The organism is Rhodococcus sp. PSi06 (assembly GCF_054960675.1).
Genome location: NZ_JBHNYO010000013.1, coordinates 86,329 through 112,172, shown reverse-complemented (window position 1 = coordinate 112,172; position 25,844 = coordinate 86,329). Strand labels below are relative to the sequence as shown.

Annotated in this window: 24 protein-coding genes; 13 read left to right on the top strand and 11 right to left on the bottom strand. The window is 63.9% G+C overall.

Annotation, left to right across the window (positions count from 1 at the left end):
* The first annotated feature begins 57 nt into the window (after positions 1-57).
* On the top strand, positions 58-732 hold the full coding sequence (locus tag ACFI9K_RS17805) for an HAD family hydrolase (RefSeq protein WP_462664725.1): 675 nt from the start codon (positions 58-60) through the stop codon (positions 730-732).
* A 46-nt stretch (positions 733-778) separates the two neighbouring features.
* Here the strand turns inward: ACFI9K_RS17805 and ACFI9K_RS17800 are convergent, their stop codons facing one another.
* Positions 779-1,270, bottom strand: a complete 492-nt coding sequence (locus ACFI9K_RS17800) for a GNAT family N-acetyltransferase (RefSeq protein ID WP_462664724.1) — start codon at positions 1,268-1,270, stop codon at positions 779-781.
* 252 nt (positions 1,271-1,522) lie between these two features.
* Between ACFI9K_RS17800 and ACFI9K_RS17795 the strand changes: the two genes are divergently transcribed.
* The 3 genes from ACFI9K_RS17795 to ACFI9K_RS17785 all read left to right on the top strand — a co-directional run bounded on the left by ACFI9K_RS17795 (position 1,523) and on the right by ACFI9K_RS17785 (position 4,904).
* Complete coding sequence (locus ACFI9K_RS17795; RefSeq protein WP_462664723.1) at positions 1,523-1,858, top strand: hypothetical protein; 336 nt, start codon at positions 1,523-1,525, stop codon at positions 1,856-1,858.
* Between the two features lie 41 nt (positions 1,859-1,899).
* A complete protein-coding gene (locus tag ACFI9K_RS17790; protein WP_462664722.1) occupies positions 1,900-2,571 on the top strand; it encodes a class I SAM-dependent methyltransferase in 672 nt (223 codons plus the stop codon).
* A 137-nt stretch (positions 2,572-2,708) separates the two neighbouring features.
* Entirely contained in the window at positions 2,709-4,904 is a 2,196-nt protein-coding gene (locus ACFI9K_RS17785) for a sensor domain-containing protein (RefSeq protein ID WP_462664721.1), read from the top strand.
* Positions 4,905-4,936: 32 nt separating this feature from the next.
* On the opposite strand, the gene ACFI9K_RS17780 is transcribed toward ACFI9K_RS17785, so the two are convergent.
* The gene (locus tag ACFI9K_RS17780; RefSeq protein WP_462664720.1) at positions 4,937-5,365 is read right to left on the bottom strand and encodes a hypothetical protein; all 429 of its coding nucleotides are present in this window, start codon (positions 5,363-5,365) and stop codon (positions 4,937-4,939) included.
* Between the two features lie 112 nt (positions 5,366-5,477).
* Between ACFI9K_RS17780 and helR the strand changes: the two genes are divergently transcribed.
* Positions 5,478-7,655, top strand: coding sequence for an RNA polymerase recycling motor ATPase HelR (gene helR / locus ACFI9K_RS17775; RefSeq protein ID WP_462664719.1), 2,178 nt, complete (start codon positions 5,478-5,480; stop codon positions 7,653-7,655).
* Here helR and ACFI9K_RS17770 read toward each other — a convergent pair.
* On the bottom strand, positions 7,652-8,554 hold the full coding sequence (locus ACFI9K_RS17770; RefSeq protein ID WP_462664718.1) for a LysR family transcriptional regulator: 903 nt from the start codon (positions 8,552-8,554) through the stop codon (positions 7,652-7,654). The two genes, helR and ACFI9K_RS17770, sit on opposite strands and share 4 nt — an antisense overlap.
* Positions 8,555-8,626: 72 nt before the next feature.
* Between ACFI9K_RS17770 and dapA the strand changes: the two genes are divergently transcribed.
* The 5 genes from dapA (at position 8,627) to ACFI9K_RS17745 (ending at position 14,900) form a co-directional block, all read left to right on the top strand.
* On the top strand, positions 8,627-9,571 hold the full coding sequence (gene dapA, locus ACFI9K_RS17765; protein ID WP_462664717.1) for a 4-hydroxy-tetrahydrodipicolinate synthase: 945 nt from the start codon (positions 8,627-8,629) through the stop codon (positions 9,569-9,571).
* Between the two features lie 6 nt (positions 9,572-9,577).
* Complete coding sequence (locus ACFI9K_RS17760) at positions 9,578-11,962, top strand: ATP-binding cassette domain-containing protein (protein WP_462664716.1); 2,385 nt, start codon at positions 9,578-9,580, stop codon at positions 11,960-11,962.
* A 42-nt stretch (positions 11,963-12,004) separates the two neighbouring features.
* Positions 12,005-12,559, top strand: coding sequence for a cysteine hydrolase family protein (locus ACFI9K_RS17755; RefSeq protein WP_462664715.1), 555 nt, complete (start codon positions 12,005-12,007; stop codon positions 12,557-12,559).
* A gap of 30 nt (positions 12,560-12,589) precedes the next feature.
* The gene (locus tag ACFI9K_RS17750) at positions 12,590-13,390 is read left to right on the top strand and encodes a HugZ family pyridoxamine 5'-phosphate oxidase (RefSeq protein ID WP_462664714.1); all 801 of its coding nucleotides are present in this window, start codon (positions 12,590-12,592) and stop codon (positions 13,388-13,390) included.
* A gap of 106 nt (positions 13,391-13,496) precedes the next feature.
* Entirely contained in the window at positions 13,497-14,900 is a 1,404-nt protein-coding gene (locus ACFI9K_RS17745; RefSeq protein WP_462664713.1) for an NAD(P)/FAD-dependent oxidoreductase, read from the top strand.
* A 65-nt stretch (positions 14,901-14,965) separates the two neighbouring features.
* Here the strand turns inward: ACFI9K_RS17745 and ACFI9K_RS17740 are convergent, their stop codons facing one another.
* From ACFI9K_RS17740 to ACFI9K_RS17705, 8 genes are all read right to left on the bottom strand, one after another.
* On the bottom strand, positions 14,966-15,655 hold the full coding sequence (locus tag ACFI9K_RS17740; protein WP_462664712.1) for an urease accessory protein UreD: 690 nt from the start codon (positions 15,653-15,655) through the stop codon (positions 14,966-14,968).
* 6 nt (positions 15,656-15,661) lie between these two features.
* The gene (ureG, locus tag ACFI9K_RS17735; RefSeq protein ID WP_462664711.1) at positions 15,662-16,366 is read right to left on the bottom strand and encodes an urease accessory protein UreG; all 705 of its coding nucleotides are present in this window, start codon (positions 16,364-16,366) and stop codon (positions 15,662-15,664) included.
* A 51-nt stretch (positions 16,367-16,417) separates the two neighbouring features.
* Positions 16,418-17,074: an urease accessory protein UreF gene (locus ACFI9K_RS17730; RefSeq protein WP_462664710.1), complete on the bottom strand. Its 657-nt coding sequence runs from the start codon at positions 17,072-17,074 to the stop codon at positions 16,418-16,420.
* Positions 17,074-18,795, bottom strand: a complete 1,722-nt coding sequence (locus ACFI9K_RS17725; protein WP_462664709.1) for an urease subunit alpha — start codon at positions 18,793-18,795, stop codon at positions 17,074-17,076. Before ACFI9K_RS17725 ends, ACFI9K_RS17730 begins: the two co-directional genes overlap by 1 nt.
* Positions 18,795-19,427 (bottom strand): urease subunit gamma, encoded by a 633-nt coding sequence (locus ACFI9K_RS17720; RefSeq protein WP_462664708.1) that lies wholly within the window; start codon positions 19,425-19,427, stop codon positions 18,795-18,797. Before ACFI9K_RS17720 ends, ACFI9K_RS17725 begins: the two co-directional genes overlap by 1 nt.
* Before the next feature lie 85 nt (positions 19,428-19,512).
* The gene (locus ACFI9K_RS17715) at positions 19,513-20,781 is read right to left on the bottom strand and encodes a DUF6986 family protein (protein ID WP_462664707.1); all 1,269 of its coding nucleotides are present in this window, start codon (positions 20,779-20,781) and stop codon (positions 19,513-19,515) included.
* Between the two features lie 5 nt (positions 20,782-20,786).
* Complete coding sequence (locus ACFI9K_RS17710; protein WP_462664706.1) at positions 20,787-21,248, bottom strand: PaaI family thioesterase; 462 nt, start codon at positions 21,246-21,248, stop codon at positions 20,787-20,789.
* A gap of 211 nt (positions 21,249-21,459) precedes the next feature.
* Positions 21,460-22,221 (bottom strand): hypothetical protein, encoded by a 762-nt coding sequence (locus ACFI9K_RS17705; protein WP_462664705.1) that lies wholly within the window; start codon positions 22,219-22,221, stop codon positions 21,460-21,462.
* Positions 22,222-22,401: 180 nt separating this feature from the next.
* Between ACFI9K_RS17705 and ACFI9K_RS17700 the strand changes: the two genes are divergently transcribed.
* The 3 genes from ACFI9K_RS17700 (at position 22,402) to ACFI9K_RS17690 (ending at position 25,840) form a co-directional block, all read left to right on the top strand.
* The gene (locus tag ACFI9K_RS17700) at positions 22,402-23,877 is read left to right on the top strand and encodes a FecCD family ABC transporter permease (protein ID WP_462664704.1); all 1,476 of its coding nucleotides are present in this window, start codon (positions 22,402-22,404) and stop codon (positions 23,875-23,877) included.
* Between the two features lie 101 nt (positions 23,878-23,978).
* Positions 23,979-24,974: a FecCD family ABC transporter permease gene (locus ACFI9K_RS17695; protein ID WP_462664773.1), complete on the top strand. Its 996-nt coding sequence runs from the start codon at positions 23,979-23,981 to the stop codon at positions 24,972-24,974.
* On the top strand, positions 24,971-25,840 hold the full coding sequence (locus ACFI9K_RS17690; RefSeq protein ID WP_462664703.1) for an ABC transporter ATP-binding protein: 870 nt from the start codon (positions 24,971-24,973) through the stop codon (positions 25,838-25,840). The genes ACFI9K_RS17695 and ACFI9K_RS17690 overlap by 4 nt, the downstream gene beginning before the upstream one ends.
* Positions 25,841-25,844 lie beyond the last annotated feature (4 nt).

Sequence of the window (25,844 nt, the reverse complement as noted above, 5' to 3'; positions counted from 1 at the left end):
GCGTTCGCGATGTCTCGATCGATCACTGCACCACCCCGGCCTGGCTATGCTCCGCTGATGACGACACGCGGGATCGTGTTCTTCGACATCGACGGGACGCTCGTCCCAGCGATGTCCAGCAGTAGTTTTCTCGCGTCACGCCTCGGCCATCAGCGAGAACTCGATCGTGCAGAGCAGCGGCACGCCGTCGGTGAGCTGACCAACGAAGAGGTGAGTGTCATCGACGCCGCAGGGTGGCGTGGCATGAACACCAGGACGGTCGACGGGTGGCTCGATGACCTCCCGCTGATCGACGGCATCGAAGAGGTGATGTCCTGGTGCCATGACCACCGGATCGAGCCGGCCCTTGCCTCGCTGGCGTGGCAACCCGTAAGTAGTTCGCTCGCACGACGGTACGGCTTCACCACCACGGGCGGACCGCAAGTCGGCAGCGTCGAAACCGTCTACGACGGGACTGTGGCCCAACACTTCGACGAATACGACAAACGCGATCGTGCGCTCGCTCTCGCGGCCGAGCGACGCATCTCACTGCAGCAGTGCTGTGCGATCGGTGACAGCCGGTCGGATGTTCCGTTGTTCGAGGCTCTTCCCGCGGCGCTCGCCCTGAACGCGAGCCCAGCCGCGCGAGAGGCTGCTACCGCTTCGATGACCACCCAGAATCTGATCGCAGTCATACCGTGGCTGGAGGAGTGGCAGCACGGATTCGACCGCCGCGGGGACACCCGATCGTGAGTCTGGACCGCCTATCAGTGATCGACCCGCTGTCGGACGGTGACTCTCAGCGCGAGGTGTTACGCCGCAGCCTCCGCTCGACCCGACCCGATGCCGCGTCGACCTGGGTCAGGTCCGTTTTGCGCCATCCTGCGCCTTCGTACACGCCGATGGCGCGTTCGTTGTCGTCGATCAGCCACAGCTCGCACGTCTCGCAACCGAGGGAATTGGCAAGTCCGTCGTCTGCGTGCAACAGGCCTGTAGCAATACCCCTGCCCCACATCTCCGGATCGACGGCAAGATAGAACACTTCCAAGTGATCGCTTCGAGCTGCACACAGTACGAAACCGACACTGTCTCCGGCACACTCGGCCACGAGTACACGGGCACCGTCCAGTTCGCACCGCCGCCGGATACCGTCCACCGCCGAGGACACGGAAGTCGGAAATATACGTCCGTCGCGCAGGGCCGTCGATCGAACCCAGGTAGACGCCAACTTCTCAAAATTGACGACATTCTCGGCGTCGACAGTGCGGATGACGACGTCGACGGATTCCATAAGGTGAGAATAGGTGCCGCTGACGCGGCCTGCGCGATACTCTCGGGCAATGGCAATCGATCACGCAGTCAGAATCTCCCGGCTGCGAACGTTGATCGATCACCCTCGTACGGGCATCTCGGAACGGGACACAGCGCAGCGCATGCTGAATCGGATGCTACGAACGTCGCGGCCGATCTCGGACGCTCGTCGACAGTCGGTTCCAACCACGGCCGTGTCGGTCGGCATTCGAGCCTGGGCAGCATCGCCGAGATGATTCGCAACGACATCGCGATGGCCCGTGCCGACAGTCCGTCCACTGCCGAATCCGTCGATGTTGCCACTATCGATCCAATTGCAAACTCACCCAAAGACATTCGGATCGACGTCGACGTACACCATGGCTGCGAGATCGTCGTCGTCATCAGCTGCATCCCACCCGCGTCGGGTTGGATTCGCGACGGCGGAATCGAGGTCCACTCCCCTGCGCTCAACGCTCTGGTGGACGAGCTCACCGTGATCGTCCGCAGCTTCGACCATTCCGGGGACGACATCACGAACAGATTCTTCGGTCGAGTTCGCGTCGAGGACACAACTGTGGTGTGGTGACAGTCCGTAACTCCCGGATGTTCTGAGAGGCGCCCGACCACATGACGACGCTGTCCACCCGAGCCGGTGCTGCTCCGTACAGCAGACTGTTCCTCAACGTGTACGACCTGTGGGTCGTGAAAATCTCGAATAGCTTTGGATGGCGTTGCAACAGAAAACATTTCGTCGATCTCTACCGGCAGTACATCGGGCACCGCCATCTCGAGGTCGGCCCTGGATCGGGCTGGGCCCTCGCGAACATCGACCTGCCCGCCGATATCGACCTCACCCTCCTCGATCTCAACGCCAACTCGCTCACGCATACGGCGTCCCGACTGGATGTCGCGGTCACTCGGATCCAGCACGACGTGCTGGCACCGCTGCACACGCGCGTCGACACGTTCGATTCGGTATCGATCAACTACGTTCTGCATTGCCTCCCCGGCGACTGGTCCACCAAGGCTGCTGCTCTGACGAACCTTGCGCGGATGCTGAAGCCGGAGGGCGTCTTGTTCGGATCCACCGTTATCGGTGTCGACCAGAGCTTCACAGTCCTCGGTGCCGCGCTGATGTTCGCGTACAACAAGATCGGAGCGTTCGATAACCGCCGCGACGACGTGCCCGGTCTTCGTCGGCTTCTGTCCGACGGATTCGAACACGTCGAGGTGACGATGGTCGGCAATGTCGCGATTTTCGTTGCTCGACGGCCGCGAACGACGACGTCGACACAGTAGGTTCCCCACGACACCGGCAGGCCGACTGTTCGCGGGCCGACCCGTCCCGCTGCGCCATTCGTGCACACGGATCGCACCTGCGGAATAACATCGGACCGGAGCCGCTCACATGACGAGCGAGTTGGATCGGAGGACCGGTGAACGATCTCACGGGCGATCCGGTGAGCCTACGGTTGTTTCTCGATCGCTTCCCGGACTTCGTTTCCCTCTCCGACTTCTCGGGAACGGTCCTGTACATCAATCCTGCCGGCTTGGACCTCATCGGATCGACAAGTCTTTCCGCTGCACTGGAAATGAGTGCGCTCGACTTCCTCACGCCGGGCGGTCTCGATCTCGCGGCGGATATAGGTACGGGTCTGCGCGCCGATGGAAAGTGGGAGGGTTACTGCGAATTACGCCATCAAGTGACCGGTGCAGGAATTCCGGTGATAGTGACCGCCTATTCGATCGATTCCGACGACGGCGGGCCCGAGGTGATTGCTTCCACCATTCGCCATCGTCACACCGCTGAACAACGCAATGCTCGGATGGCAGCCGATGCACTCGTTGCAGACAGGCATGCGCTCGAGCAGAAGGCTCTGGCCGATCTCAGTCGATTCGCCGTCATCGCCGAGCTACCGAAGCTGCTCACGGCCGCTACCGACACCGCAGCAACCCTGATCGGTGTCGGAAACTCCGCCATTGCCCATCTCGAGCGCCCTGACGATCCTTATCTCACCATGGACGCCGCAAGCGGTGTCCTCGGCAAACGGCGCGACGTTCCATCCGGAGACGGTTCGTTGATGGGATACGTACTGGCGAACTCCGAGCCCGCCGTGTGCAACGACCGCACTGTGGAGACTCGTTTTCGCACCGAGACGATGGCTGCTTTCGGGCTCCGCAGCGGAGTCGGAGTTCCGATCTTCGACGTCGCCGGCGACGCTTGGGGAGTGCTCTCGATCCACAGCGTGGAGGACCGTCTCTACCGCGACGAGGAAGTGTCGTTTCTCGGTTCCGTCGCCGGGATCGTGTCCGCGGCGGTTCGAAGAATCGATCTGGAACATCAGTTGAGACGACGCAGTACCCATGACGACCTCACCGGTCTGCCGAACCGCACGCTGGCCTACGACGTCATCGACGCTGCGCTGGCCCGCGCCCGTCGACAGATCGGCACCGTCGCGCTGCTGTTGCTCGATATCGACGACTTCAAGATCATCAACGACAGCCTGGGCCACGAAGCCGGCGACCGCGCATTGGTCGCATTCGTCGACCGACTCGCCTCGGCAATCCGCGATGCAGATACCGTCGCGCGCCTGGGCGGAGACGAATTTCTGATCGTCTGTGAGGGCGTGGACAGCGTCGAGCATGCGGAAGAACTTGCGCGGCACATCTCGAGTACGATCGCGGTCCCGTTTTCTGCCGTCGATGTTCCGATCCCGCTCAGCGCGAGTATCGGCATAGCTGTGTCCGATCGAAATTCGACACGACAGGACCTCATTCACCGTGCGGACCTCGCCATGTATCGCGCGAAGGACAGCGGTACGGGCGGCCATGCCGTCTTCGATCCCACCGATCTCTACGATGCAGATCGCATCAGGTCGCTCTCGATAGATCTCAGAGCGGCCCTCAAAGCGAACGAACTCACGCTGGCCTATCAACCGCTGGTGGAAATCTCGACTCGGAAGATCGTTGCAGTCGAGGCGTTGGCCCGTTGGAATCACCGTCACCTGGGTCCGATCGAACCCAGCGAATTCGTCAGCGTTGCCGAACGAACCGGACTTGCAACACCATTGGGTACATGGGCGCTTCGCACCGCATGCGCTGCCGCGGCGCGATGGCGAGCGTTCTCGGACATCGTCGTACGCGTCAACGTCAGCGCACTACAACTTCGCGATCCGGATTTTCCGAAGGAGGTTGCGTCCGTGTTGTCGGACTCCGGCCTTCCTGCTCACGCCCTCGGTCTGGAAGTCACCGAAACCGTCTGGGTCGCGGACACCGAACGAGTCGCCGACACCGTCTCCGCCCTGCATTCGATGGGGGTCGCTCTGCTGCTCGACGACATGGGAAAGGGTCACAGCTCCATGTCGTATCTCGACCGCTACCCCATGTTCGAGAGCTTCAAGATCGACAGGTCGTACATCGCCCGACTACCGGCTCCGCGGGCCTGCGCCATCATCGCGGCGATCGTTGCGCTCGCTCGAGCATTCGACGTGACCGTCGTCGGGGAAGGGGTCGAGACCGAGGACCAACTCGAGGCATTGGCCGCCGCGGGATGCGACTTCGCCCAGGGCTTCTTGTTGGGACGACCGGTCGACGCCGGCGCGATCGAGAGTCTGCTGCTCACCGATCGCTAGCCACTCTCTCGTGGGATCAATGAGAAACCGAATCAGTTCTCCGAGAGGCTATTTCGACGATAGTCCCTACCGACGACGACCAGTCCTGGGATTCCGGCCACTGTCCATGGCACCACTGCGCCCAGCGTCGACACGACCTGGACCACTCCGAGACCGCAGAAATCGGACGAGTTGTCGCACACGATTGCGTCGTACGGAGCTGCCGCCAGAAAGACGAACAGGGCCGTGGTCAGAAATGACAGCACTGCCGTCGATGCTGCGGCTCCGATCGCTATCCGCGGGGCGGACAATCTCGACCAGCACCAGGCGAGTATCGCCGTGCAGCCGCTGAGACCGATGACCGCGATAACAGCACCGACTTCGCCGCCGTGGCCGTCGACGGTCGGGCCGAGAAGAAAGCCCAGTTGGACTGCGCCACCGGCCAGCACGCCGGTTCCGGCGAGAGGAATACATCCACGCACGAGCACAATGTTGCGATCGAACGAAGGGGGCGGAAAGCGACGGCGACCTCTTTCCACTTTCAATGTATAGCGCACCCCAGGGCTTGCGGCAAGACCCCGTACCGGGCTCAGAATGGCTCGCTGTAGTTGGGAATCAATCGATCGGAGTTCTGTGAAACCTGAACACCCGTCCGTCTGCCACCTGCCGGAAACCCTTGCTCGCAAGCGCGATCCCGTTGCGATCGGACATGACAGAGAACAGTTTTCGGCTATCCGTTCCAGCATCGAGCAGTCTCGAGCCGACACGATCGAACGGCTGACCGCCATGCAGAAGTCATCGGGCCGGATGGGCCAGGAGGTGATGGAGCGCGACTTCGAGATCCATCGCCTCAACGGGCGACTTCGATCATTGGGTCGTTTCGGTGTCGATCTGTGCCTGGGTCGAATGGTTCCCGCCGGCTCGGCCAAGCCGGTGTACATCGGACGCCTCGGGCTGCTGGGAAGCTCGGGCGAGCAACTTCTGGTGGATTGGCGCTCCCCCGCTGCCGAACCCTTCTTCGGTGAGACTCACGCGAAACCCATGGGATTGACGAGTCGGCGACGCTACCGCTGGACGAACGGCCTCATCACAGACTATTGGGACGAGGTGTTCGACTCGGCGGAGCTCGCAACCGATGCTGCACTGGACGATCAGTCGGAATTCATCGCCAGCTTGGGTGCCGATAGGTCGGCGCGAATGCGAGATGTGCTCGGTACGGTGCAAGCAGACCAGGACGCAATCATTCGAGCCGATGCGCGCGGAGCTCTCGTTGTCGACGGAGGGCCGGGTACCGGGAAAACAGTTGTGGCGCTGCATCGTACGGCGTACCTCCTGTACACGGATTCACGGATCGGACACAATCGCGGTGGAGTACTGTTCGTGGGCCCGCACGAGCCGTACCTCGCCTATGTCTCCGACGTCCTGCCGACTCTCGGCGAAGACGGCGTCCATACCTGCACACTCCGGGACCTCGTCGCAGAAGGAACGGACGCCACAGAAGAGTCCGATCCCAGGGTGGCGCAACTGAAGTCCACTCTCGATATGGTCGACGCGATCGACGCGGCCGTCGCGTTCTACGAGCAGCCGCCCAACCAGACCACGATCGTGGAAACAGAATGGGGCGACCTGCGACTGACCCCGGACGATTGGATCGACGCGTTCGGGGCAGCGGACCCCGGCACTCCGCACAACGAGGCTCGCGAACAGATCTGGGACCTACTGATCACGATCCTCACGGAGCGATACAACGGCGGCGAGTCCACCCGAGAAGTACGACAGTCTCTGCAGCGCAACAAGTATCTACGTCGGATGCTCGAAACGGCCTGGACAATCATCGACGCCGCCGACCTCGTCGGCGACTTGTGGACCGTGCCGGCGTATCTCCGCCGTTGCGCACCCTGGCTGAGCGCCGAGGAGGTACGCATGCTGCAACGAACCGACCCGACGCGATGGACACTGGCAGATCTACCCCTGCTCGATGCCGCGCGCAGACGGCTCGGAGACCCCGGACACGAGCGGCGCATACGGCGTCGAGAACGTGCCGCGACAAGCGAGCGGACTCGGATGGATCGCGTCGTCGAGGAACTCATGGCTGCCGACGACGACGACATGATGGCCTCGCAATTTCGGCAGGAAGCGATTCGCGATGCCCTCGTCGATCACTCGGGATTCGAGGAGGTGTCCACCGATCCTCTGGCCGGCCCGTTTGCACACATCGTCGTGGACGAAGCGCACGAGCTGACCGACGCGCAGTGGCAGATGGTGCGGCAACGCTCCCCGTCGGGCAGCGTCACAGTCGTCGGAGACCGCGCACAGTCGCGTCGGGGATTTTCCGAATCCTGGACCGACCGGCTCGGACGAGTGGGATTCGACCGGGTCGACATTGCCACACTCGGCGTGAACTACCGCACGCCGCGAGAAGTGATGGCAGTGGCCGAGCCGGTGATCCGAGCAGTGTTGCCGGACGCCAACGTTCCGGTGTCGATCCGCAGCACCGGTGTGCCTGTCGAATACGGAAACTCCGCGGATCTGTCGTCGATCCTCGAGCGGTGGTCGACGTCGAACATCAACGGAATCGGATGTGTCATAGGCGATCCTACGTTCTCGGGTTCGGAGAGAATCCGCTCTCTGACTCCGCAACTGAGCAAGGGACTCGAATACGACCTCGTCGTTCTCGTCGACCCGGATTCGTTCGGGTCCGGCATCGCCGGCGCCGTCGACCGGTACGTAGCGATGACGCGAGCAACGGGACAGCTTGTCGTTCTGACCTAACGGGCCGACGCCGGGCAGAGGACATCGAGCACCGCATGAATTGCCGGGCTTGCGTCAGCGCTGTGCCTCCAGGCCGCATGCACCTCGCGCACCGGAATGTGCGCAGGTGCAACGGCGACCAAACCCGCAGGGAGGACGGGCCGCGCGAGACGAGGAACGAGCGCGAGTACATCGTCCCCCGCGACCAATGCGAGCTGGGTGGAGAAGTCGTCGACCAGATGGCGAACATCGGCCTCGGTGGGTGACTCGGCGAACAATCGGCGGAACCATTGATGACACACCGTTCCGGCCGGACTGGTGACCCACGGATAGCGGGCGAGGTCGGTATGGGTCGGTGCTCTCCCCAGCGCGGCCAGGGGGTGGCTCCGTTTCATGATCACATCGCCGTGATCGGTGTGGATCGGTCGCTGGACGATCGAGGGCGGTGCCGTCGCCGGTACGCCATCGGCATCGTGCACCAATGCCACGTCGGCCGCACCCGCGTGGACACTGTGCAAGGCGCGGTCGGGATCCTCCTCGCTGATACGAACGGTCAGCTCGGGGTACTGCCGGTGCAGCCTGTCCATGGCCGGTGCAATCAGACCGCGAAGGGCAGTGGAGAAGCCGACGACGCGAACGACACCACGTGCCACACCCTCGTCCGCGGATCTTGCCGCCTCCACACAGCGTTCGAGGGCCTGGAACACCTCGTCCGCCGACTCGACGACCGCGCGACCGGCCGGGGTGAGTACGACGCCTCGGCCGGCCTGCGCCAGAACAGAGGTTCCGACCTGTCGTTCGAGTCGTTTGATCTGCTGGGAGATCGCCGACGAGGTGTATCCGAGCTCGTCGGCTGCTCTGGCCAGGGTGCCCAGCGCAGCCACGGCGCGCAGCGCGTGTAGCGCACTCACATCGATCATGAAGCAACACTACGTAATAATGCTGAAATTGCGTCGCTGGACCGAATGTTTCCGACGGTTCACACTCGGCTGGTGACCATCACCGCGACCACGCCCTCGTCGATTTTCGGAACCAACCTCGTCGCCATGGCAACCCCGATGCAGCCCACCGGAGCAGTCGACCGGCGCGGAGTCGACGCTCTGTTGGCGCATCTACTGTCGACCGGTTGCGACGGAGTCGTCGTCGCTGGCACCACCGGCGAAGCACCGACCCTGACCTCCCACGAGATTTCGGAGCTGATCACGGTGGCCCGAGGGCACTCGGACCATGCCCTTCGGGTGATTGCCGGGATCGGTACCAACGACACGGCGGCGGGTGAGGACATGGCTCGGTCCGCCGCGGCGGGCGGGGCCGATGCCCTTCTGATCAGCGCTCCCCACTATTCGCGTCCCACCCAGGCAGGAATTGCGGCGCACATCGTCGACATCGCGGAGGCCGGTGGGCTTCCCGTCATGGTGTACGACGTCCCGGCGCGCACGGGCGTCGCGATCGAGGGGGCGACGCTGATCGAATTGGCCCAATATCCCTCGATCATGGCTGTCAAGGACGCGAAGGGCGACCTCTACGAGGCCATGACCGTCATGGCCTCGACAGAGCTCGCATACTACTGCGGGATCGACGAGCTGGCGCTCCCCTATCTCTGTTGCGGTGCAACAGGGTTGGTCAGCGTCACCGGCAACGTTGTGGCCGAACGCTACGCCGAACTGATCGATGCGGTCCGATCCGGCGACCTGGATCGGGCGAAGGCAGTGCAGCGATCCTTGCTGCCGCTTACCGACGCCATCATGCGCACGACGCAGGGCGCCATCATGGCCAAGGCAGCACTGGCCCGAATCGGCATACTGTCCCACGCAACCGTGCGCCGTCCACTTCTCGAGTCCTCGGCGGCAGACCTGAGCCGACTGGACGAGGCGCTGTGCGCCACCGGAATCGATCAGGAATCGAGAAGCACAGGTGTCCCGGTGCGACTAGCCTGACTGCTCATGGCGACGAAGAAGGTCACGCAGGTCTCCGAACCGCATGCTGCCGACAGTCACGATCTGATTCGCGTGCAGGGCGCGCGGCAGAACAATCTCCAGGACATCAGTGTCGATCTGCCCAAGCGACGCCTCACCGTGTTCACCGGAGTGTCGGGCTCGGGCAAGAGCTCGCTGGTCTTCAGCACTATTGCCGCGGAGTCACAGCGGATGATCAACGAGACCTACAGCGCCTTCGTTCAGGGTTTCATGCCCACACTTGCACGACCGGACGTCGACGTCATGGACGGGCTCACTACTGCGATCATCGTCGATCAGCAGCGTATGGGTGCCAATCCTCATTCGACGGTCGGTACCGCCACCGATGCCAACGCCATGCTTCGCATTCTGTTCAGCCGAGTGGGTAAGCCGTATATCGGCTCGGCGCAAGCATTTTCGTTCAATGTGGCATCGGTCTCGGGTGCGGGTGCATACAAGGTGGACAAGGGCGGCCGCCAGACCACCGAGAAGAAGTCCTTCTCCGTCACCGGCGGCATGTGCCCACGCTGCGAGGGCCGAGGTTCGGTCAGTGACTTCGATCTCAGCGCCCTATACGACGCGAGCAAGTCCCTCAACGAGAACGCCATCACCATTCCCGGCTACAGCATGGAAGGGTGGTACGGCCGAATTTTCCGCGGCTGCGGTTACTTCGACCCGGACAAGCCCATCGCGAAGTACACGAAAAAGGAACTCGACGACCTCCTGTACCGCGAACCGACGAAGATCAAGGTCGAAGGCATCAACCTGACCTACTCGGGACTCGTACCTCAGATTCAGAAGTCGTTCCTGTCCAAGGACGTCGACGCGATGCAGCCGCACATTCGCGCCTTCGTCGAGCGCGCGATCACCTTCACCACCTGTCCGGACTGCGACGGCACCCGACTCAACGAGGGAGCGCGGTCTTCGAAGATCAAGGGCATCAACATCGCCGATGCGTGCTCGATGCAGATCAGCGATCTGGCCGCGTGGGTCGCAGGCCTGAAGGAACCGTCGGTGGCACCACTCCTGACGACGCTGAGCGAAACGCTGGACTCCTTCGTGGAAATCGGACTCGGATACCTGAGCCTGGATCGTCCGTCGGGAACGCTGTCGGGTGGAGAAGCGCAGCGCACCAAAATGATTCGCCACCTCGGCTCCTCGTTGACCGACGTGACGTATGTGTTCGACGAGCCCACGACCGGCCTGCATCCCCATGACATCGAACGGATGAACAATCTGCTGTTGCAGTTGCGGGACAAGGGAAATACGGTCCTGGTCGTCGAGCACAAGCCCGAGACGATCGCCATCGCCGATCACGTCGTGGATCTGGGCCCGGGTGCCGGCAGCGCAGGCGGGCATGTCTGCTTCGAAGGCACCGTCGAAGGACTGCGCCACAGCGACACCGTCACCGGTCGACATTTCGACGATCGCGCGTCGCTCAAGCTGTCGGTGCGTGAGTTCTCGGAGGTGCTCGAAATTCGCGGAGCGGACTCACACAACCTGCGCGATGTGGACGTCGACATTCCACTGGGGGTGTTGGTCGTCGTCACCGGCGTCGCCGGCTCCGGCAAGAGCTCGTTGATCCACGGGTCGCTCTCGGGCACGGACGATGTGGTGTCGGTGGACCAGGGTGCAATCCGCGGTTCGCGTCGAAGCAACCCCGCGACGTACACCGGGCTGCTGGAGCCGATCCGGAAGGCCTTCGCCAAAGAAAATGCTGTCAAACCGGCACTGTTCAGCTCCAACTCCGAAGGCGCGTGCCCGACATGCAACGGGGCAGGCGTCATCTACAGCGATCTCGCCATGATGGCCGGGGTCGCCACGCCGTGTGAAGTGTGCGAGGGCAAGCGGTTCCAAGCTTCGGTGCTCGAATACCACTTCGGCGGTCGCAACATCGACGAAGTGTTGTCCATGTCGGTGGCCGAGGCCGAGGACTTCTTCTCCGATGGAGCAGCGAAATTGCTGCCTGCACACAAGATTCTGCAGCGCCTGAACGACGTCGGACTCGGTTACCTCAAGATCGGCCAACCGCTGACGACGCTCTCGGGCGGCGAACGCCAGCGCCTCAAGCTCGCCACCCATATGGCAGGCAAGGGTGGGGTCTACGTATTGGACGAACCCACTACCGGGCTGCACCTGGCCGATGTCGACAAGCTGCTCGGGCTCCTCGACCGGCTGGTCGACTCGGGCAAGTCGGTAATCGTCATCGAGCACCATCAAGCCGTCATGGCACATGCCGATTGGATCATCGATCTGGGGCCCGGTGCCGGGCACGACGGCGGGCTGGTGGTGTTCGAGGGAACGCCGTCCGATCTGGTGGCGGACGGCTCCACTCTGACGGCGCAGCATCTGGCCGCATACGTCGCGAACTGATCCAAAGGCATTCGGTCGAAGCAACTTTCGGAAGGAGTCGGCGTGACTACCCTGCCCGACCGGCCCGCAACAGCTCTACTCGTCGTCGACGTACAGAAGGACGTGATGATGGGCGTGCACGAGCGAGAACGAGTGATCGACAACATCGTGTCCCTGGTGACCCGAGCACGCGAGACGGACACACCGGTCATATGGGTGCAGCACTCGGCCGACCACGAACTGCGCTTCGGCACGGACGGGTGGGAGCTTCACGATGCATTGCCTACTGCTTCGAGCGATCCGGTCGTGCACAAGAAGCACGGGGACGCCTTCGAGGACACGACGTTGGAGGAGGAACTGACAGCGGCCGAGGTTGGGCATCTCATCGTTGCAGGCGCACAAACCGATTTCTGCGTGCGATCCACCCTTCACGGTGCTCTCGTCCGCGGATACGACGTGACGCTCGTGAGCGACGCGCACACGACCCAGGATCTCACGCAATGGGGAGCTCCACTCCCCGAGCAGGTCATTGCACACACGAACATGTACTGGGACAACCAGACCGCGCCCGGACGCACCGCGGCGGCGGTAGCGACGGTAGATATTCGATTCACCTGACCGACACTCCGTCGCCGTAAGATCCTGCGCATGGCACTCGATCACGGCGACCCCGGTGACGCTCCGTCCGTTCCCCCGCCCCTGTCCCCGGTCGTCGACGACCGGAGGCCCTCGGCAGCGGAAGAGGCACGCACGATCGCCGCGTCCACCAATATCGCGACACTTGCGAGCCTCACCGCGGACGGCGATCCCTGGGCATCGTTCGTCACCTATGGACTGCACGGCGGCGCTCCGGTCCTGTGTGTCTCACGGATGGCCGAGCACGGTCGCAACCTCGCGGGTGATCAGCGCGCAAGCCTGTCGATCGTGGCACCGCAATCGCAGACCGATCCGCTCGCGTCGGGCAGAATCACTCTGGCCGGCGTGGTCGAACGGCCCGAGGGAGACGAGCTGGCGGCGGCGCGCGAAGCGCACTTGGCAGGGGTGCCCGCGGCGAAGTACTACGTGGACTACAGCGACTTCACGCTGTGGGTCATGCGCGTACAGCGGGTCCGATGGGTCGGCGGATACGGACGGATGGATTCGGCAACCGCAGAGGACTACGCCGGGGCAGCGCCCGATCCGGTGTCTCCCACATCGGCTTACGCAATCGAACACCTCAACGCCGACCACTCGACGTCACTGACGGCGATGGCACGCGAACTGGGTGGCTACCCCGACGCCACCTCCGCCGAATGCACCGCCGCGGACCGCTACGGACTCGACTTGAAGGTGCTCTCGCCCCGCGGAGTCGCGTACACCAGGGTCGGCTACGCAGCTCCGATCGATTCGTCCGACGAACTGCGCGCGGCGACCGTGGAACTGGCGAGACGAGCGGGACGCCGGGGCTAGTTTCCGCTGCGCTGCCCGCTCTGAACCGGTACAGCCACCTCGCCGAGACGCCACAGACGATGGCAGCTACCGTTGTGCGTACATCTCAACGTCTAGGGAGCAGGTAATGAGCATCCAACCGGTCGAATCGAAGCGTCATCGTGTCGTCGTCATCGGTTCCGGGTTCGGAGGTCTGTTCGGCGTCAAGGCGCTCAAAAGGGCCGACGTCGACATCACCCTCGTCGCGAAGACGACGCACCACCTCTTTCAGCCGCTTCTCTACCAGGTCGCGACGGGCATCCTTTCCGTCGGCGAGATCGCTCCTACGACCCGCGTCATTCTTCGCAAGCAGAAGAACGCCGAGGTGCTCCTCGGTGACGTGCTGAACATCGATCTCGAGGCAAAGACCGTGACGTCCAAGCTGCTCGAGCGCGTCACCGTCACCCCGTTCGACAGCCTGATCGTGGCCGCGGGTGCCCAGCAGTCGTACTTCGGCAACGATCACTTCGCCGAGTTCGCACCCGGCATGAAGACCATCGACGACGCGCTCGAACTACGCGGACGCATCCTCGGTGCCTTCGAGCAGGCCGAGCTCTCCGACGACCAAGAAGAAAAGGACCGGCTGATGACCTTCGTGGTCGTCGGGGCCGGCCCCACCGGTGTGGAGCTCGCCGGGCAGATCGCCGAGCTCGCCGACCGGACGCTCGACGGTGCCTTCCGCAACATCGATCCCCGTGATGCCCGCGTCATCCTCCTCGACGCAGCGCCCGCCGTTCTTCCGCCGATGGGCGAGAAACTCGGCCGCAAGGCAGCCGAACGGCTCGAGAAGCTCGGTGTCGAGATTCAGCTCAACGCAATGGTCACCGATGTCGACAACGACGGCTTGACCGTCAAGGAGAAGGACGGCACGACGCGTCGCATCGAAGCGCAGTGCAAGGTCTGGTCGGCGGGTGTTCAGGGCAGCCCCCTCGGCAAGCAGCTCGCGGATCAGTCCGAGTCGGAGACGGACCGCGCCGGACGTGTGCTCGTCGAGCCCGACCTGACCGTGAAGGGCCACCCGAACGTCTTCGTCATCGGCGACCTGATGTCGGTCAAGGACGTTCCCGGCATGGCTCAGGGAGCGATACAGGGAGCGACGTACGCGGCCAAGCTGATCAAGGCGACGGTGAAGGGCGAAGACGACCCTGCTCAGCGTGCGCCGTTCAAGTACTTCGACAAGGGCTCGATGGCAACGGTGTCGCGGTTCAACGCGGTGGCCAAGGTGGGCAAGCTCGAGTTCGGCGGCTTCATCGCGTGGCTGATGTGGCTGGCATTGCACCTGTACTACCTGGTGGGCTACCGCAGCCGAATCACGACCGTGATCTCGTGGTTCGTGACCTTCCTCGGCCGCGGCCGCGCTCAGATGGCCTCGACCGAACAGCAGGTGTTCGCGAGATTGGCCATCGAGCAACTGAACTCGATCGAACGCGCCGGCGACGTGAACAAGCGCACCGCAGAGGTGGAAGAGCAACGTGAAGAGGCAGCAGGCTGATCGGTAGCTGACACGCACCTATCGACAACGCACCGACCGACGGAAGCCCGTCGGTCGGTGCGTTGTCATATGAGGAGGCTTCGATCCGGCGAATCCGGTCCAGTGGGCTGCAGGCGGCGTCCCACCGACGTACTCAGCGAGCCGCCTCCCGCCAGAGCCAGCCGAACGGTGCCGCCGCGGAGATCGACGTCGGACGCGCGAGCATCCGGGTACTGCAACGTACTCGACATCGACAATGGAGTGGACAGCACGTCGTGGGAAATCGATCCCTGTCCCAGTTCTACGCGGTGGCGTAACAACGGTCGTTGTCCGACGTCGCATCGCATCGCACTGCTCCACTGCCCGGACGATTCCTCGAAGCGACCGATCTGCGTCCGCTCACGCAGCCACAGCTTGGAATCCTGCTGCAGGACAATGGTATTGACCACAGAATGCGAGGCGTCGGACACGACGACCATCGGCTCCGGGTCGAAGATCAGCGACGCACCCGCACCGACCTCGAAGTGCCACTGCGCCGACGAATGACGCAGTTGCCCACCGGGCATAGCCAACGACGCCGCGACGCTGCGAACCTCCAGGTGCGCCCCTGCTGCCACCGAAATTCTGACGGTGATGGTGTCACCACCGAGAGGCGTTGCCGCCGTTCCGATCAGGTGAACCGTATCGGGCCCTGTTTGGCGGCCGGCGAGTCCGCCCACCGACGTGATGCGCGGACTGCGATGCAGGCTCGCATCGATGCAGAGCTCGGTGTGCATCGACGCTCAGTGGGTGTGGGCATGCACGTCGGCGTCGGCAATGACCTTCAGCTGCTCACGAATCCACGCGAGGACCGTGGTTGCGGCCGGATCGTCGGTGAGGGAAATGAGCGCTGTCGGTCGCCCCTCGCGCACCTGTGCCGCATCGCGCTCCATGACTCCCAGATCGGCTCCGACGTACGGAGCCAGGTCTGTTTTGTTGACCACCAACAGATCGGAGAACGTGACGCCGGGGCCGCCCTTGCGCGGCACCTTGTCCCCGCCCGCGACGTCGACGACGAAGATCTGTACATCGATGAGTCCGGACGAGAACGTAGCGGTGAGATTGTCTCCGCCCGACTCGACCAGTATCAGGTCCAGGGGCGGGTTGTTTTCGATCAGGTCGTCGATCGCGTCGAGGTTGGCGGTGATGTCGTCGCGAATGGCGGTGTGCGGGCAGCCACCTGTTTGTACGGCCGTGATTCGCTCGTCCGGCAGTACTGCGTGCCGGCGTAGGAAGTCCGCGTCCTCGGTGGTGTAGATATCGTTGGTCAGTACGGCCAGCGACAGCTCCTCGCGCAGCTGGCGACACAGAGCCGCCACCAACGCGGTCTTCCCGGAACCGACCGGTCCGCCGATTCCCACACGCAACGCCTCCCCCGCAACCCGTGTGCGTTTGGGGCGATCCAGGCCGTGGTCGTGCGGTTCACCGTCGATCAGGTGCGGGGGCATGGTGTCTCCTTCATTGTTCGAGAACAGCGGTCGAAATCATGGATGGAATTTCTACGATACGAACAGCGGGCGATCGCGGACGGCGTGGGCTTCGGCGAACATGTCCAGCAACGGATCCGACAACTCCATCAGCTCGGGCAGGCACGCACACACCGCGGCAGTCACGTCGTCGCAGAAGTCGCCCAACCGAATGGTGCATGCGGCAACCTCGGCCGGATCGAGGGCGAGCAGACGCTGCGCGGCGATCGCCGAGCCGGTCATCGTGATGTACACCTGCACTGCCGCGGTGTCGACGACCGACAGTCCGGCCGCGAGTCCCACCTCGCCCGCGGCGACGGCGAGATGCGGTTTGCGTCCGATCGACGTCCAATCATGCTGCGGCCACGCCGATTTCGCCAGGCGAAGCAGACCTCGCCCCTGTGCGCGAGAAGCAGCCCTGGCCGCCGGAGATGGCGTTCGAGCGTCGCATTCCGTGTCGGCGCCGTCCGCGGCGAGCGACCCGTGAACGATGGCAGCAGCAACCGACGCCGTGGTGGCACCGGAGGTCCTGACACGACGCCGCAAGAACGACTCGAGTGTCGCGATGTCCCGTACGAAGCCCGAGGCTATCGCCTCCTCCACGCCACCGGAATGCACGTGTCCGCCAGTGGGCAGGCGTGAATCGGCCAGCGAGAGAAGCGTTGTCACCTGCAGACGAGCAGCCGTCATCAGAAGAGGAAGTATCGCTGCGCCATCGGCAGTTCGGTTGCCGGCTGTTCTTTCCACACGTCGCCGTCGATACGCACGGTGAAGGTATCCGGATCCACCTCGATGTCGGGCAGGGCGTCGTTGAGCGCCATGTCGGACTTTCTGACGCCGCGGACGTTCTTGACCGGAACGAGCCGTCGATCGCAGTTCAGGCGTCCGGCAAGCCCATCCTCAATTGCTTGTGGAGCCACGAAGTGAAGGGATGTGGCTGCTGCCGCCTTGGGAGCTGCACCGAACATCGGACGCGGAAGCTCGGGTTGCGGGGTCGGAATCGACGCGTTCGCATCGCCCATCGCCGCCCAGGCGATCATGCCGCCCTTGATGACCATGTGGGGGCGGACGCCGAAGAATGCCGGGTCCCACAGCACCAGATCGGCCAGTTTCCCCGGCTCGATCGAACCGATCTCGTCGTCCAATCCGTGGGCCACGGCCGGGCAGATCGTGTATTTGGCGACGTACCGCATGACGCGATTGTTGTCGGCCCCGTTGTCTCCGGCCAGAAAGCCCCTCCGTGATTTCATCACGTGCGCCGTCTGCCAGGTCCGCAGGACGACCTCGCCGATGCGGCCCATTGCCTGCGCATCGCTTCCGATCATCGAGATCGCACCCATGTCGTGCAGCAGATCCTCCGCCGCAATGGTCGACGGCCGAATGCGGCTCTCGGCGAACGCCAGATCCTCCGGAATCGACGGACTGAGGTGATGGCACACCATCAGCATGTCGAGATGTTCGTCGAGGGTGTTGACGGTATGGGGACGCGTCGGGTTGGTCGAGCTGGGCAACACGTGCCCCTGCGCTGCGACGGTGATGATGTCGGGTGCGTGTCCGCCGCCCGCGCCTTCCGTGTGATAGGCGTGAATTCCCCGACCGTCGATGGCGGCCAGCGTCGTCTCGACGAACCCGGCCTCGTTCAACGTGTCCGAGTGGAGCGCGGCCTGCACCCCAGCGTCCTCGCACACCCGCAGGCACGCATCGATCGCGGCGGGAGTCGAACCCCAGTCCTCGTGCAGTTTGAATCCCGATGCGCCCCCACGCAATTGCTCCCACATCGAGTCCGGGTTGACGGTATTACCCTTGCCCAGGAGCACGATGTTCATTGGCCAGTCGTCGAGGGCTTCGAGCATCCGCGACAGGTGCCACGCACCCGGGGTGACGGTGGTGGCCTTGCTCCCCTCGGCCGGCCCGGTTCCGCCGGCGATGACGGTGGTGATACCGCCGCCGAGAGCTTCCTCTTTGATCTGCGGGCAGATCAGGTGAACGTGACAGTCGATACCGCCTGCGGTGACGATCTTTCCGTTACCCGCGATGATTTCGGTCGAGGGTCCGATCACCAGATCGGGATGGACCCCGGTCATCGTGTCGGGATTGCCGGCCTTACCCAATGCCACGATTCGACCGTCGCGAATGCCGATGTCTGCCTTGATGACTCCCCAGTAGTCGACAACAACCACCCCGGTGATCACCGTGTCCGGTGCTCCATCGGCGCGGGTGGCACGCGATTGACCCATCGATTCACGGATTACCTTGCCCCCGCCGAACACAGCCTCCTCGCCTGCGTTTCCGGGACCACCACTGCGGTCCTCGGTGACCTCGATCAGAAGATCTGTGTCTGCCAAACGAATTCGGTCACCCGTAGTGGGGCCGAACAACTGCGCGTATCTACTGCGACTCAGACGCGCCATCAGCTGTCCAACTTTCCGGGAGGTGTCATGCTCAATCCGTGGACCTCGCGCGTACCACCGAGGGGCACGAGCCGAACTGTCTGTTCGATACCGGGCTCGAAACGCACTGCTGTACCCGCCGGAATATCGAGGCGGTGGCCGTGTGCCCGTTCGCGATCGAAGCGTAAAGCGTCGTTCGATTGCGGAAAGTGCACATGAGAGCCCACCTGAACCGGCCGATCGCCACCGTTGACGACGGTCATCGTGACCACCTCGGCACCCTCGTTGATCTCGATGTCCCCTGCAACAGTGATGATCTCGCCCGGAACGAGGTGCCCGTCACCTCGCTTCGGAGAGATCGGCTCGTGCACCGTGATCAGCTTCGTACCGTCGGGAAAGGTCGCTTCGACCATCACCTCGGGAAGCAACTCGGGAACGCCACCGAGTACATCGTCGGCGGTGAGGATCTCGCGTCCCGAGGACATGAGGTCGGCAACGGACCGTCCGTCCCTGGCACCCTCGAGAAGATGATCGGTGATGACCGCGATCGCCTCGGGGTGATTGAGCTTCAGTCCGCGAGCCCGACGACGGCGAGCGAGCTCGGCCGCATAGCTGACGAGCAGTCGATCCTGCTCGTGCGGAGACAATCGCATTGGAGCTCTCCGTCCCGATCGGTGATGGTGCTCGGCAATTCTGACACGCTCGAGGCGACCCGGCAGCGGAGCGCGCCACTGTGCCTCATCCGAGGGGCACGGTCACCGACCGATCGAGAAGTCCGCGCAGAACGTCGCGGTCGATTCCCGATGCGACACTCTGCAGTTCGGCGAGGCCGAAGGCTCCTGCATCGAGGCCTCGCACCAACACCCCTGCCAGTGCCTGCGCGGTAGCGGGCTCGTCCATCACTTCGCCGCCCTGACGATCGAGATAGTTTCCCAGCCGAGTGGCAGCGACAGGCATGGCGTGGCGGAAGAATCCGAAGGTGGCCAACCACCGCGTCACCAGATGCCCGGGATGCATGTCCCAGCCTTGGTAGAAGCCACGTTCGAGAGACCTCGTCACCAGCTCGAAGTGGCGCTGCGCGGACGCCGCGACCTGTTCCGGACTGCCGGTGGGAACGACTTGGGTCGAGCCGTCGCACACCCACACCCCGGTCTGCGCAGCTGCCACCAACATCACGTTCTTCGCATGGTCCGCCACGGGATGCGCCAGCGACTGCTGCGCGGACGTGATGCCGCAGGCGGCGCTGTAGTCGTATGTTCCGTAATGCAGGGACGTGCAGCGACCGTCGGCGCGGGTGATCGCCCGAGCGAGGGTCGTCGTACCGTCCGCCCCGATCACCGCTTGAGGACTTTCGATCTGCAGCTCGAAACGCAGGGCGCGATCGGGCAGGCCGTGCGCGCGCTCGACCTCCTCGCACAACGCGACCACCGCTTGCACCTGCGAGGCGGCGCGCAGCTTGGGCACGGTGAACACGAAACCGTCGGGCACTCCCCCGGCCCCGTTCAGAACGAGCTCGAGGGTTCGAATACCACGCTTACGCTCGTGTGCGGCAAGCCCTTTGGAGCGAATACCCAGCCAGGTGGGACCCTCGGCATCGTTCGCCAACGCCGCCAACGTGGCACCCGCGGCCGTTGCGTGACGGTCCTCGACGGCGTCGGACCGCCACCCGTAACCATCCTCGAAGTCGATGCGGAGGTCCTGGATCGGAGCCGTGCTCAATCGCTCCCGAACCAGAGGCAGAACGTTCGCCGTGTCGAGTTCGGCAAACGCCTGGGAGTGCGCCTCCAAGATCGCCGAGGATGCGGTGCCCCACTCGGCCGGCACAGTCGCCGAGGCGTCCGCAGCCGACACGTACACGGTGTGCGACGGCTGCCCGCCGACTCGGTCCCCGGGATAGTGCCGCGCGAGATCTTCGTCGATGGGACCGAAGAGTGATTCGAGTCGATCGACAGCCTCGGGGGTCAGCGCAGTGACCGGGGAATCCGAATGCTCGTTGTGGCCCGTCATGGGCATCACTGTCCCAGATGTGCGGTGTTTTCGATATTTGCCAGTCGGACCTTGCCCTGAGCTACCAGGCGCCCGGTCTCGTCAGAGATATCGACCTGCCACAACTGCTGGGTACGTCCACGATGAATCGGATGTCCGTGTGCAGTCAGGGTTCCCGACCGTGTGGCTCGGAGGAAGTCGGTGTTGTTGTTGACGCCGACCACGTGCCCACGAGACCCGAACCACGCCGATCCGGCGATGCTGGCCACCGATTCGACCACCGCGCACAGCACGCCGCCATGCATGATGCCGGCAGGTTGATGGAGCTGCGGGGTCACTGTCCATTCCGCGCGTACGGCATCGCCGGACACCTCGAGGTACTTCAGACCGACGACTCCGTCGAATCCGCGGTGACACAGCTCGGTGAACTGCTCGGGCGTCAGAGCCTCGAAGGGCGTCTGCTCGGTGGTGCCGTTCGAGTCCGTCATTGCATGCCTCCGGTCACAGTGAACAATCGGGCCGACTGTCATGACCAGAGATACACGACGCACACCCCACGAAAATCGGTGGGCCTCACGTTCATGGAGAACGTGAGGCCCACCGTGGCAAGGACCGGGAGTCACTGCAGCCCTCAGGACTCCGGCGCGATCCGTTGGTATGAGATCAGCCTAGGCAAACCTTAGTTGGATGGCAAGGGCTTCACGATGCTCGTAGTCTCGCGCGCCCCGGAACTCCGACGCGAGACCGAACAGGAGCGCCGGCATCGACCATCGCGTCGAGCAACATCTGTCCGCGGCGTGCCCCTGCCGACGCGCTGGCCGCCGCCAGAATCGGAACGTACGTCGACGCGCCGAGAATTGCGTCACCGACCAGGGCCCAGAACACACGCTCGTCGAGCGGAGCGCGCTCGGATATCGCACGAAACACTGCATCGAGCGAGGTCGTGCAGCGATGCGCCGTCCAGATCAGCAAAGCCCGTTCACACGGAAGCGTGACGGTTCCGGGCTCACCCGCGCTCGGATCCTCCGGTAGCACTCTCAGAATCGGCGACGCGACACCGGCCCAGTCGATTCCGCCGTCACTGTCCATGTGAATCCATACATTGTCGATCCCCGGGTCCCAGGCACGAGCCTCCAAGACCAGCAGCGCAGACACTCGGCCGACCACGGCGTGAATCAATGCCGTGGCCACCTGAACCGCAGCGGCCTCCGGCACGTCGAGATCCTCGAGCGATCGGCTGTACATCTGCTCGACGCGTCCGTCCGTCAGACCGACGGCCAGCTGCCACCACCGGCGCTTACCTTCGTTCGCCATGGCAGCCACCGCGTACATGCGTGGGTAATCGGGATTGAGCGAGCGCAGGGTCTCGCACGAGTCGGCCAAGAGTTCCGTCCCATCGGACCGGCTGGAGAATCGCCGAACATCGGCCCAACCCGAGTATGTCGCCGTTGCTACTGACACCTGATCGCTCCTTCACATCGACGGCGGGTGAGTACGTCGGCACCCGGCTCGCTATGTAGGTTAGCCTAACCAGATATTTTTGGGAATCAGGTTCCGCTACCCTTACCTCACCGCACACCGAAGGCAAGGGTTCCGTAACCTAAACGAGTCCCTTCGATACAGCGAGGAGTCACGAGCACTGTGACCACAGCTCCGCTACTCGGCCCTCACGGCGCTCGCCGGTCCCCCGACGAGCAGTACGGGACCGACAACGTGCCCGACGGCCCGCCGCCACGGAGCTCCCTTGTCGCGGCCGGCACGATCGACGCCCTGATCGTTCTGGTCCCGTTGTTCGTCGGATGGTCGATCGTCGACGCTCTTCGCGACGACAACGGTGGCGGACAAGCCGACCGGTTCGTGTTCGGCGCGATTGCGGTCTGCGTGGCGTTGGCGCTGTTCGTCTGGAACCGTGGGTACCGCGACGGCAACGATGGCCAGAGCACCGGCAAGCGATGGCTCGGGCTGACCCTGCGCGATACCGTCGAGCACGGCCCCATCGGTCCCCGTCGAGCACTGCGTCGTCAGTTCCGGCTCGGTGCCGGCTCGTCCGAGGTGGTCCGCGAGAAGACCGCCGCCGCAGCCGGATTCGAGCCCATTGCCAAGGACGGTTCGGTCGCTGCCATCAGGCGGCGGAGACTGCTCGGCCTGGCCGTACTGGTCGTAGCCCTGGTGGCCGGCATCCTTGCCAGCATCGCCATCGGCGCACGCCCGCTGACCTTCGCCGAAATTGCTCACGCCCTGCTGAATTCCTCGGGTACCGACACCGACATCATCGTGCGCACGCTGCGGGTTCCCCGCACACTGCTCGCACTGGTCGTGGGTATCGCGCTCGGCATCGCGGGCGCTCTCATCCAGGGACACACCCGCAATCCGCTGGCCGATGCCAGTCTGCTCGGCCTCAACTCCGGCGCGGCGTTCTTCGTCGTCATGGCCATCTACCTTTTCCGGTTCACGTCGCCGAGCCAGTACCTGTGGTTCGCGTTCGCCGGTTCGGCGGTAGCGAGTGTGGTCGTGTTCGGTTTGTCGTCGATCGGGTCGGGTAGATCGAGTCCGGTCAATCTCGCGCTGGCCGGGGCAGGCGTCGCGTTCTTCCTGTCGGCGATGACCAACGCCGTCGTGCTGCTGGATCAGACCAGCCTGGACGGCTACCGCTTCTGGGTGGTCGGATCCGTTGCAGGACGCGGCCTCGACGTGCTCTGGCAGGTATTGCCGTTCCTGGTGCTCGGAGTCGTGATCGCAGTCGCGAGCACCCCCGGCCTGAACATCATGAGTCTGGGTGAGGATGTCGCCCGCTCGCTGGGGACCAACATCGCGGTCACCCGTACCGTCGGAATCCTTGCCATCACGCTGCTGACCGGCGCAGCGACCGCGGCATGTGGGCCGATCGCGTTCGTCGGCCTCGTCGTACCGCATATCGCGCGAGCGGTCACCGGCCCCGACTACCGCTGGCTCGTCCCCTACGCGGGCCTCATGGGTGGTGTGATGCTCATGATCGCCGACGTCGTCGGACGGGTCGTCGTGCGCCCGGGCGAGCTCCAGGTGGGCATCGTCCTGGCTCTGATCGGCGCGCCGTTCTTCATCGCGCTCATCCGGCGCCGGAAGTTGGTCGGCCTGTGACCATCGATCTTCGGTCGACTCCGCAGTCGGCGGACAGGGGTGTCGTTCGCGCCCGGCCCGCGTTTCGTCTCGGCCCGATCTCACTGGTCCGCCGACCGCTGATGGTGATCGTCACGCTGCTGTTGGCGGCGGCGTTGGTGCTGGTCATGTGCATCAACATCGGACGCGGCGATTTCCCGTTGTCGATCGCACAGGTTCTGGACGTCCTTCTCGGAGGCGGTTCGCGGATCGAGCGGTTCATCGTCATGGATCTGCGGCTGCCTCGATCTCTCACCGGCCTTCTAGTCGGAGCCGCACTCGGAATCTCCGGAGCCATCACCCAGTCGATTTCTCGCAACGCGCTCGCCAGCCCCGACATTCTCGGTATCACCGCCGGCTCCAGTGCCGCTGCCGTCGCCTTGATCGTGCTCGGCGGAGGCGGCAGCTTCACCGGTCTGCTCGCCACCTTGGGCCTGCCGCTCGCGGCCCTCATCGGCGGTGTGCTCACCGCGATCGCGATCTACACATTGGCGTGGAAGAAGGGGGTCGACGGTTTCCGATTGATTCTGGTGGGAATTGCCGTCAACGCCATGCTCACTGCCGTCATCGGCTGGCTGCTGATCAGCGCAGACATCAACGACGTCACGCGCGCCCAGGTCTGGCTCAACGGCTCTCTCAACGGTGCCAATTGGGCCTCGGTCTGGCCCGTCGCGGGTGCCGTCGTACTCGTCGGCGGTGGCACAGTCATCGCTACGTTCACGTTGGGTGCCCTACGCCTGGGTGACGACAACGCACGGTCGCTCGGAGTGCGCCTGCAACACAGCCAGGCCATGATGCTGTTGGCGGCCGTCGCTCTCGCGGCCATCGCGACCGCCGCGGCCGGCCCGATCGGATTCGTTGCGCTGGCAGCGCCGCAGATCGCCCTCCGTGTGTTGCGCACGCCCGGCCCGCCGATCATCGCGTCGGCACTACTCGGCGGATTGCTCGTCGTAGCAAGCGATCTGATCGCTCGAACGATTCTGCCGGTGGAACTTCCGGTAGGCATCGTCACCTCGGCTCTCGGCGGGCCGTTCCTTCTGTACCTTCTCGTTCGCAGTAATCGAAAGGCTTCCGTATGACCACCATCGAGCCCTCGCGTCTGATCGCGGATGATCTCAGCCTCGGTTACGGCGATCGCACCATCGTCGAACACCTCGACCTCCAGATCCACACCGGAGTCATCACCACGGTCATCGGACCCAACGGGTGCGGGAAGTCGACCCTCCTGCGTTCACTGGGGCGCCTACTAAAACCCAAGGCCGGCAGCGTGATGCTCGACGGCCGAGCGATCTCGTCGATGAAGACGAAAGAGGTTGCCCGGACCTTGGGCATGCTGCCGCAGGCACCGACCGCTCCCGAAGGATTGACCGTCGCCGATCTCGTCTCACGCGGTCGTCATCCGCATCAATCGTGGATCAGGCAGTGGAGCTCCGACGACGAGGCCGAGGTGGCGAACGCACTCGAGTTGACCGGAGTCGGCGACCTCGCCGACCGACCCGTCGACGAACTCTCGGGCGGTCAGCGTCAGAGGGCCTGGATCTCCATGGCGTTGGCCCAGGGCACCGATATCCTGCTGCTGGACGAGCCGACCACGTATCTCGATCTGGCCCACTCCATCGAGGTGCTGGATCTGGTCGACCGGCTGCACGACGAATTGGGCCGGACGATCGTCATGGTGCTGCACGACCTCAATCTGGCCCTTCGCTACAGCGACCGACTGATCGTCATGAAGCAGGGACAGATCGTCGCCTCCGGCCGGCCTCAGGACGTCATATCCGAACAGTTGCTGCTCGACGTGTTCGGCCTCGAGGCAGCCGTGATCGAAGACCCGATGTCCGACCGTCCCCTCATCGTCCCGATCGGGACGCGACATGTGTACGGGTCGGTCGGCGGGCCGGTGAAAGCCGGAAATGGTTCTGCAGCACAAACTTTCAAAGCGGTCTGACCGC

Coding starts and splice junctions, on each gene's coding strand:
- ACFI9K_RS17790 (WP_462664722.1), top strand. CDS start 1,900: ATGACGACGCTGTCCACCCGAGCCGGTGCTGCTCCGTACAGCAGACTG.
- ACFI9K_RS17720 (WP_462664708.1), bottom strand. CDS start 19,427: ATGCGATTGTCTCCGCACGAGCAGGATCGACTGCTCGTCAGCTATGCG.
- ACFI9K_RS17760 (WP_462664716.1), top strand. CDS start 9,578: ATGGCGACGAAGAAGGTCACGCAGGTCTCCGAACCGCATGCTGCCGAC.
- ACFI9K_RS17725 (WP_462664709.1), bottom strand. CDS start 18,795: ATGGCGCGTCTGAGTCGCAGTAGATACGCGCAGTTGTTCGGCCCCACT.
- ACFI9K_RS17745 (WP_462664713.1), top strand. CDS start 13,497: ATGAGCATCCAACCGGTCGAATCGAAGCGTCATCGTGTCGTCGTCATC.
- ACFI9K_RS17750 (WP_462664714.1), top strand. CDS start 12,590: ATGGCACTCGATCACGGCGACCCCGGTGACGCTCCGTCCGTTCCCCCG.
- ACFI9K_RS17740 (WP_462664712.1), bottom strand. CDS start 15,655: ATGCACACCGAGCTCTGCATCGATGCGAGCCTGCATCGCAGTCCGCGC.
- helR (WP_462664719.1), top strand. CDS start 5,478: ATGGCTCGCTGTAGTTGGGAATCAATCGATCGGAGTTCTGTGAAACCT.
- ACFI9K_RS17715 (WP_462664707.1), bottom strand. CDS start 20,781: ATGACGGGCCACAACGAGCATTCGGATTCCCCGGTCACTGCGCTGACC.
- ACFI9K_RS17770 (WP_462664718.1), bottom strand. CDS start 8,554: ATGATCGATGTGAGTGCGCTACACGCGCTGCGCGCCGTGGCTGCGCTG.
- ACFI9K_RS17690 (WP_462664703.1), top strand. CDS start 24,971: ATGACCACCATCGAGCCCTCGCGTCTGATCGCGGATGATCTCAGCCTC.
- ACFI9K_RS17695 (WP_462664773.1), top strand. CDS start 23,979: ATGGTGATCGTCACGCTGCTGTTGGCGGCGGCGTTGGTGCTGGTCATG.
- ACFI9K_RS17730 (WP_462664710.1), bottom strand. CDS start 17,074: ATGACGGCTGCTCGTCTGCAGGTGACAACGCTTCTCTCGCTGGCCGAT.
- ACFI9K_RS17805 (WP_462664725.1), top strand. CDS start 58: ATGACGACACGCGGGATCGTGTTCTTCGACATCGACGGGACGCTCGTC.
- ureG (WP_462664711.1), bottom strand. CDS start 16,366: ATGCCCCCGCACCTGATCGACGGTGAACCGCACGACCACGGCCTGGAT.
- ACFI9K_RS17710 (WP_462664706.1), bottom strand. CDS start 21,248: ATGACGGACTCGAACGGCACCACCGAGCAGACGCCCTTCGAGGCTCTG.
- ACFI9K_RS17795 (WP_462664723.1), top strand. CDS start 1,523: ATGATTCGCAACGACATCGCGATGGCCCGTGCCGACAGTCCGTCCACT.
- ACFI9K_RS17800 (WP_462664724.1), bottom strand. CDS start 1,270: ATGGAATCCGTCGACGTCGTCATCCGCACTGTCGACGCCGAGAATGTC.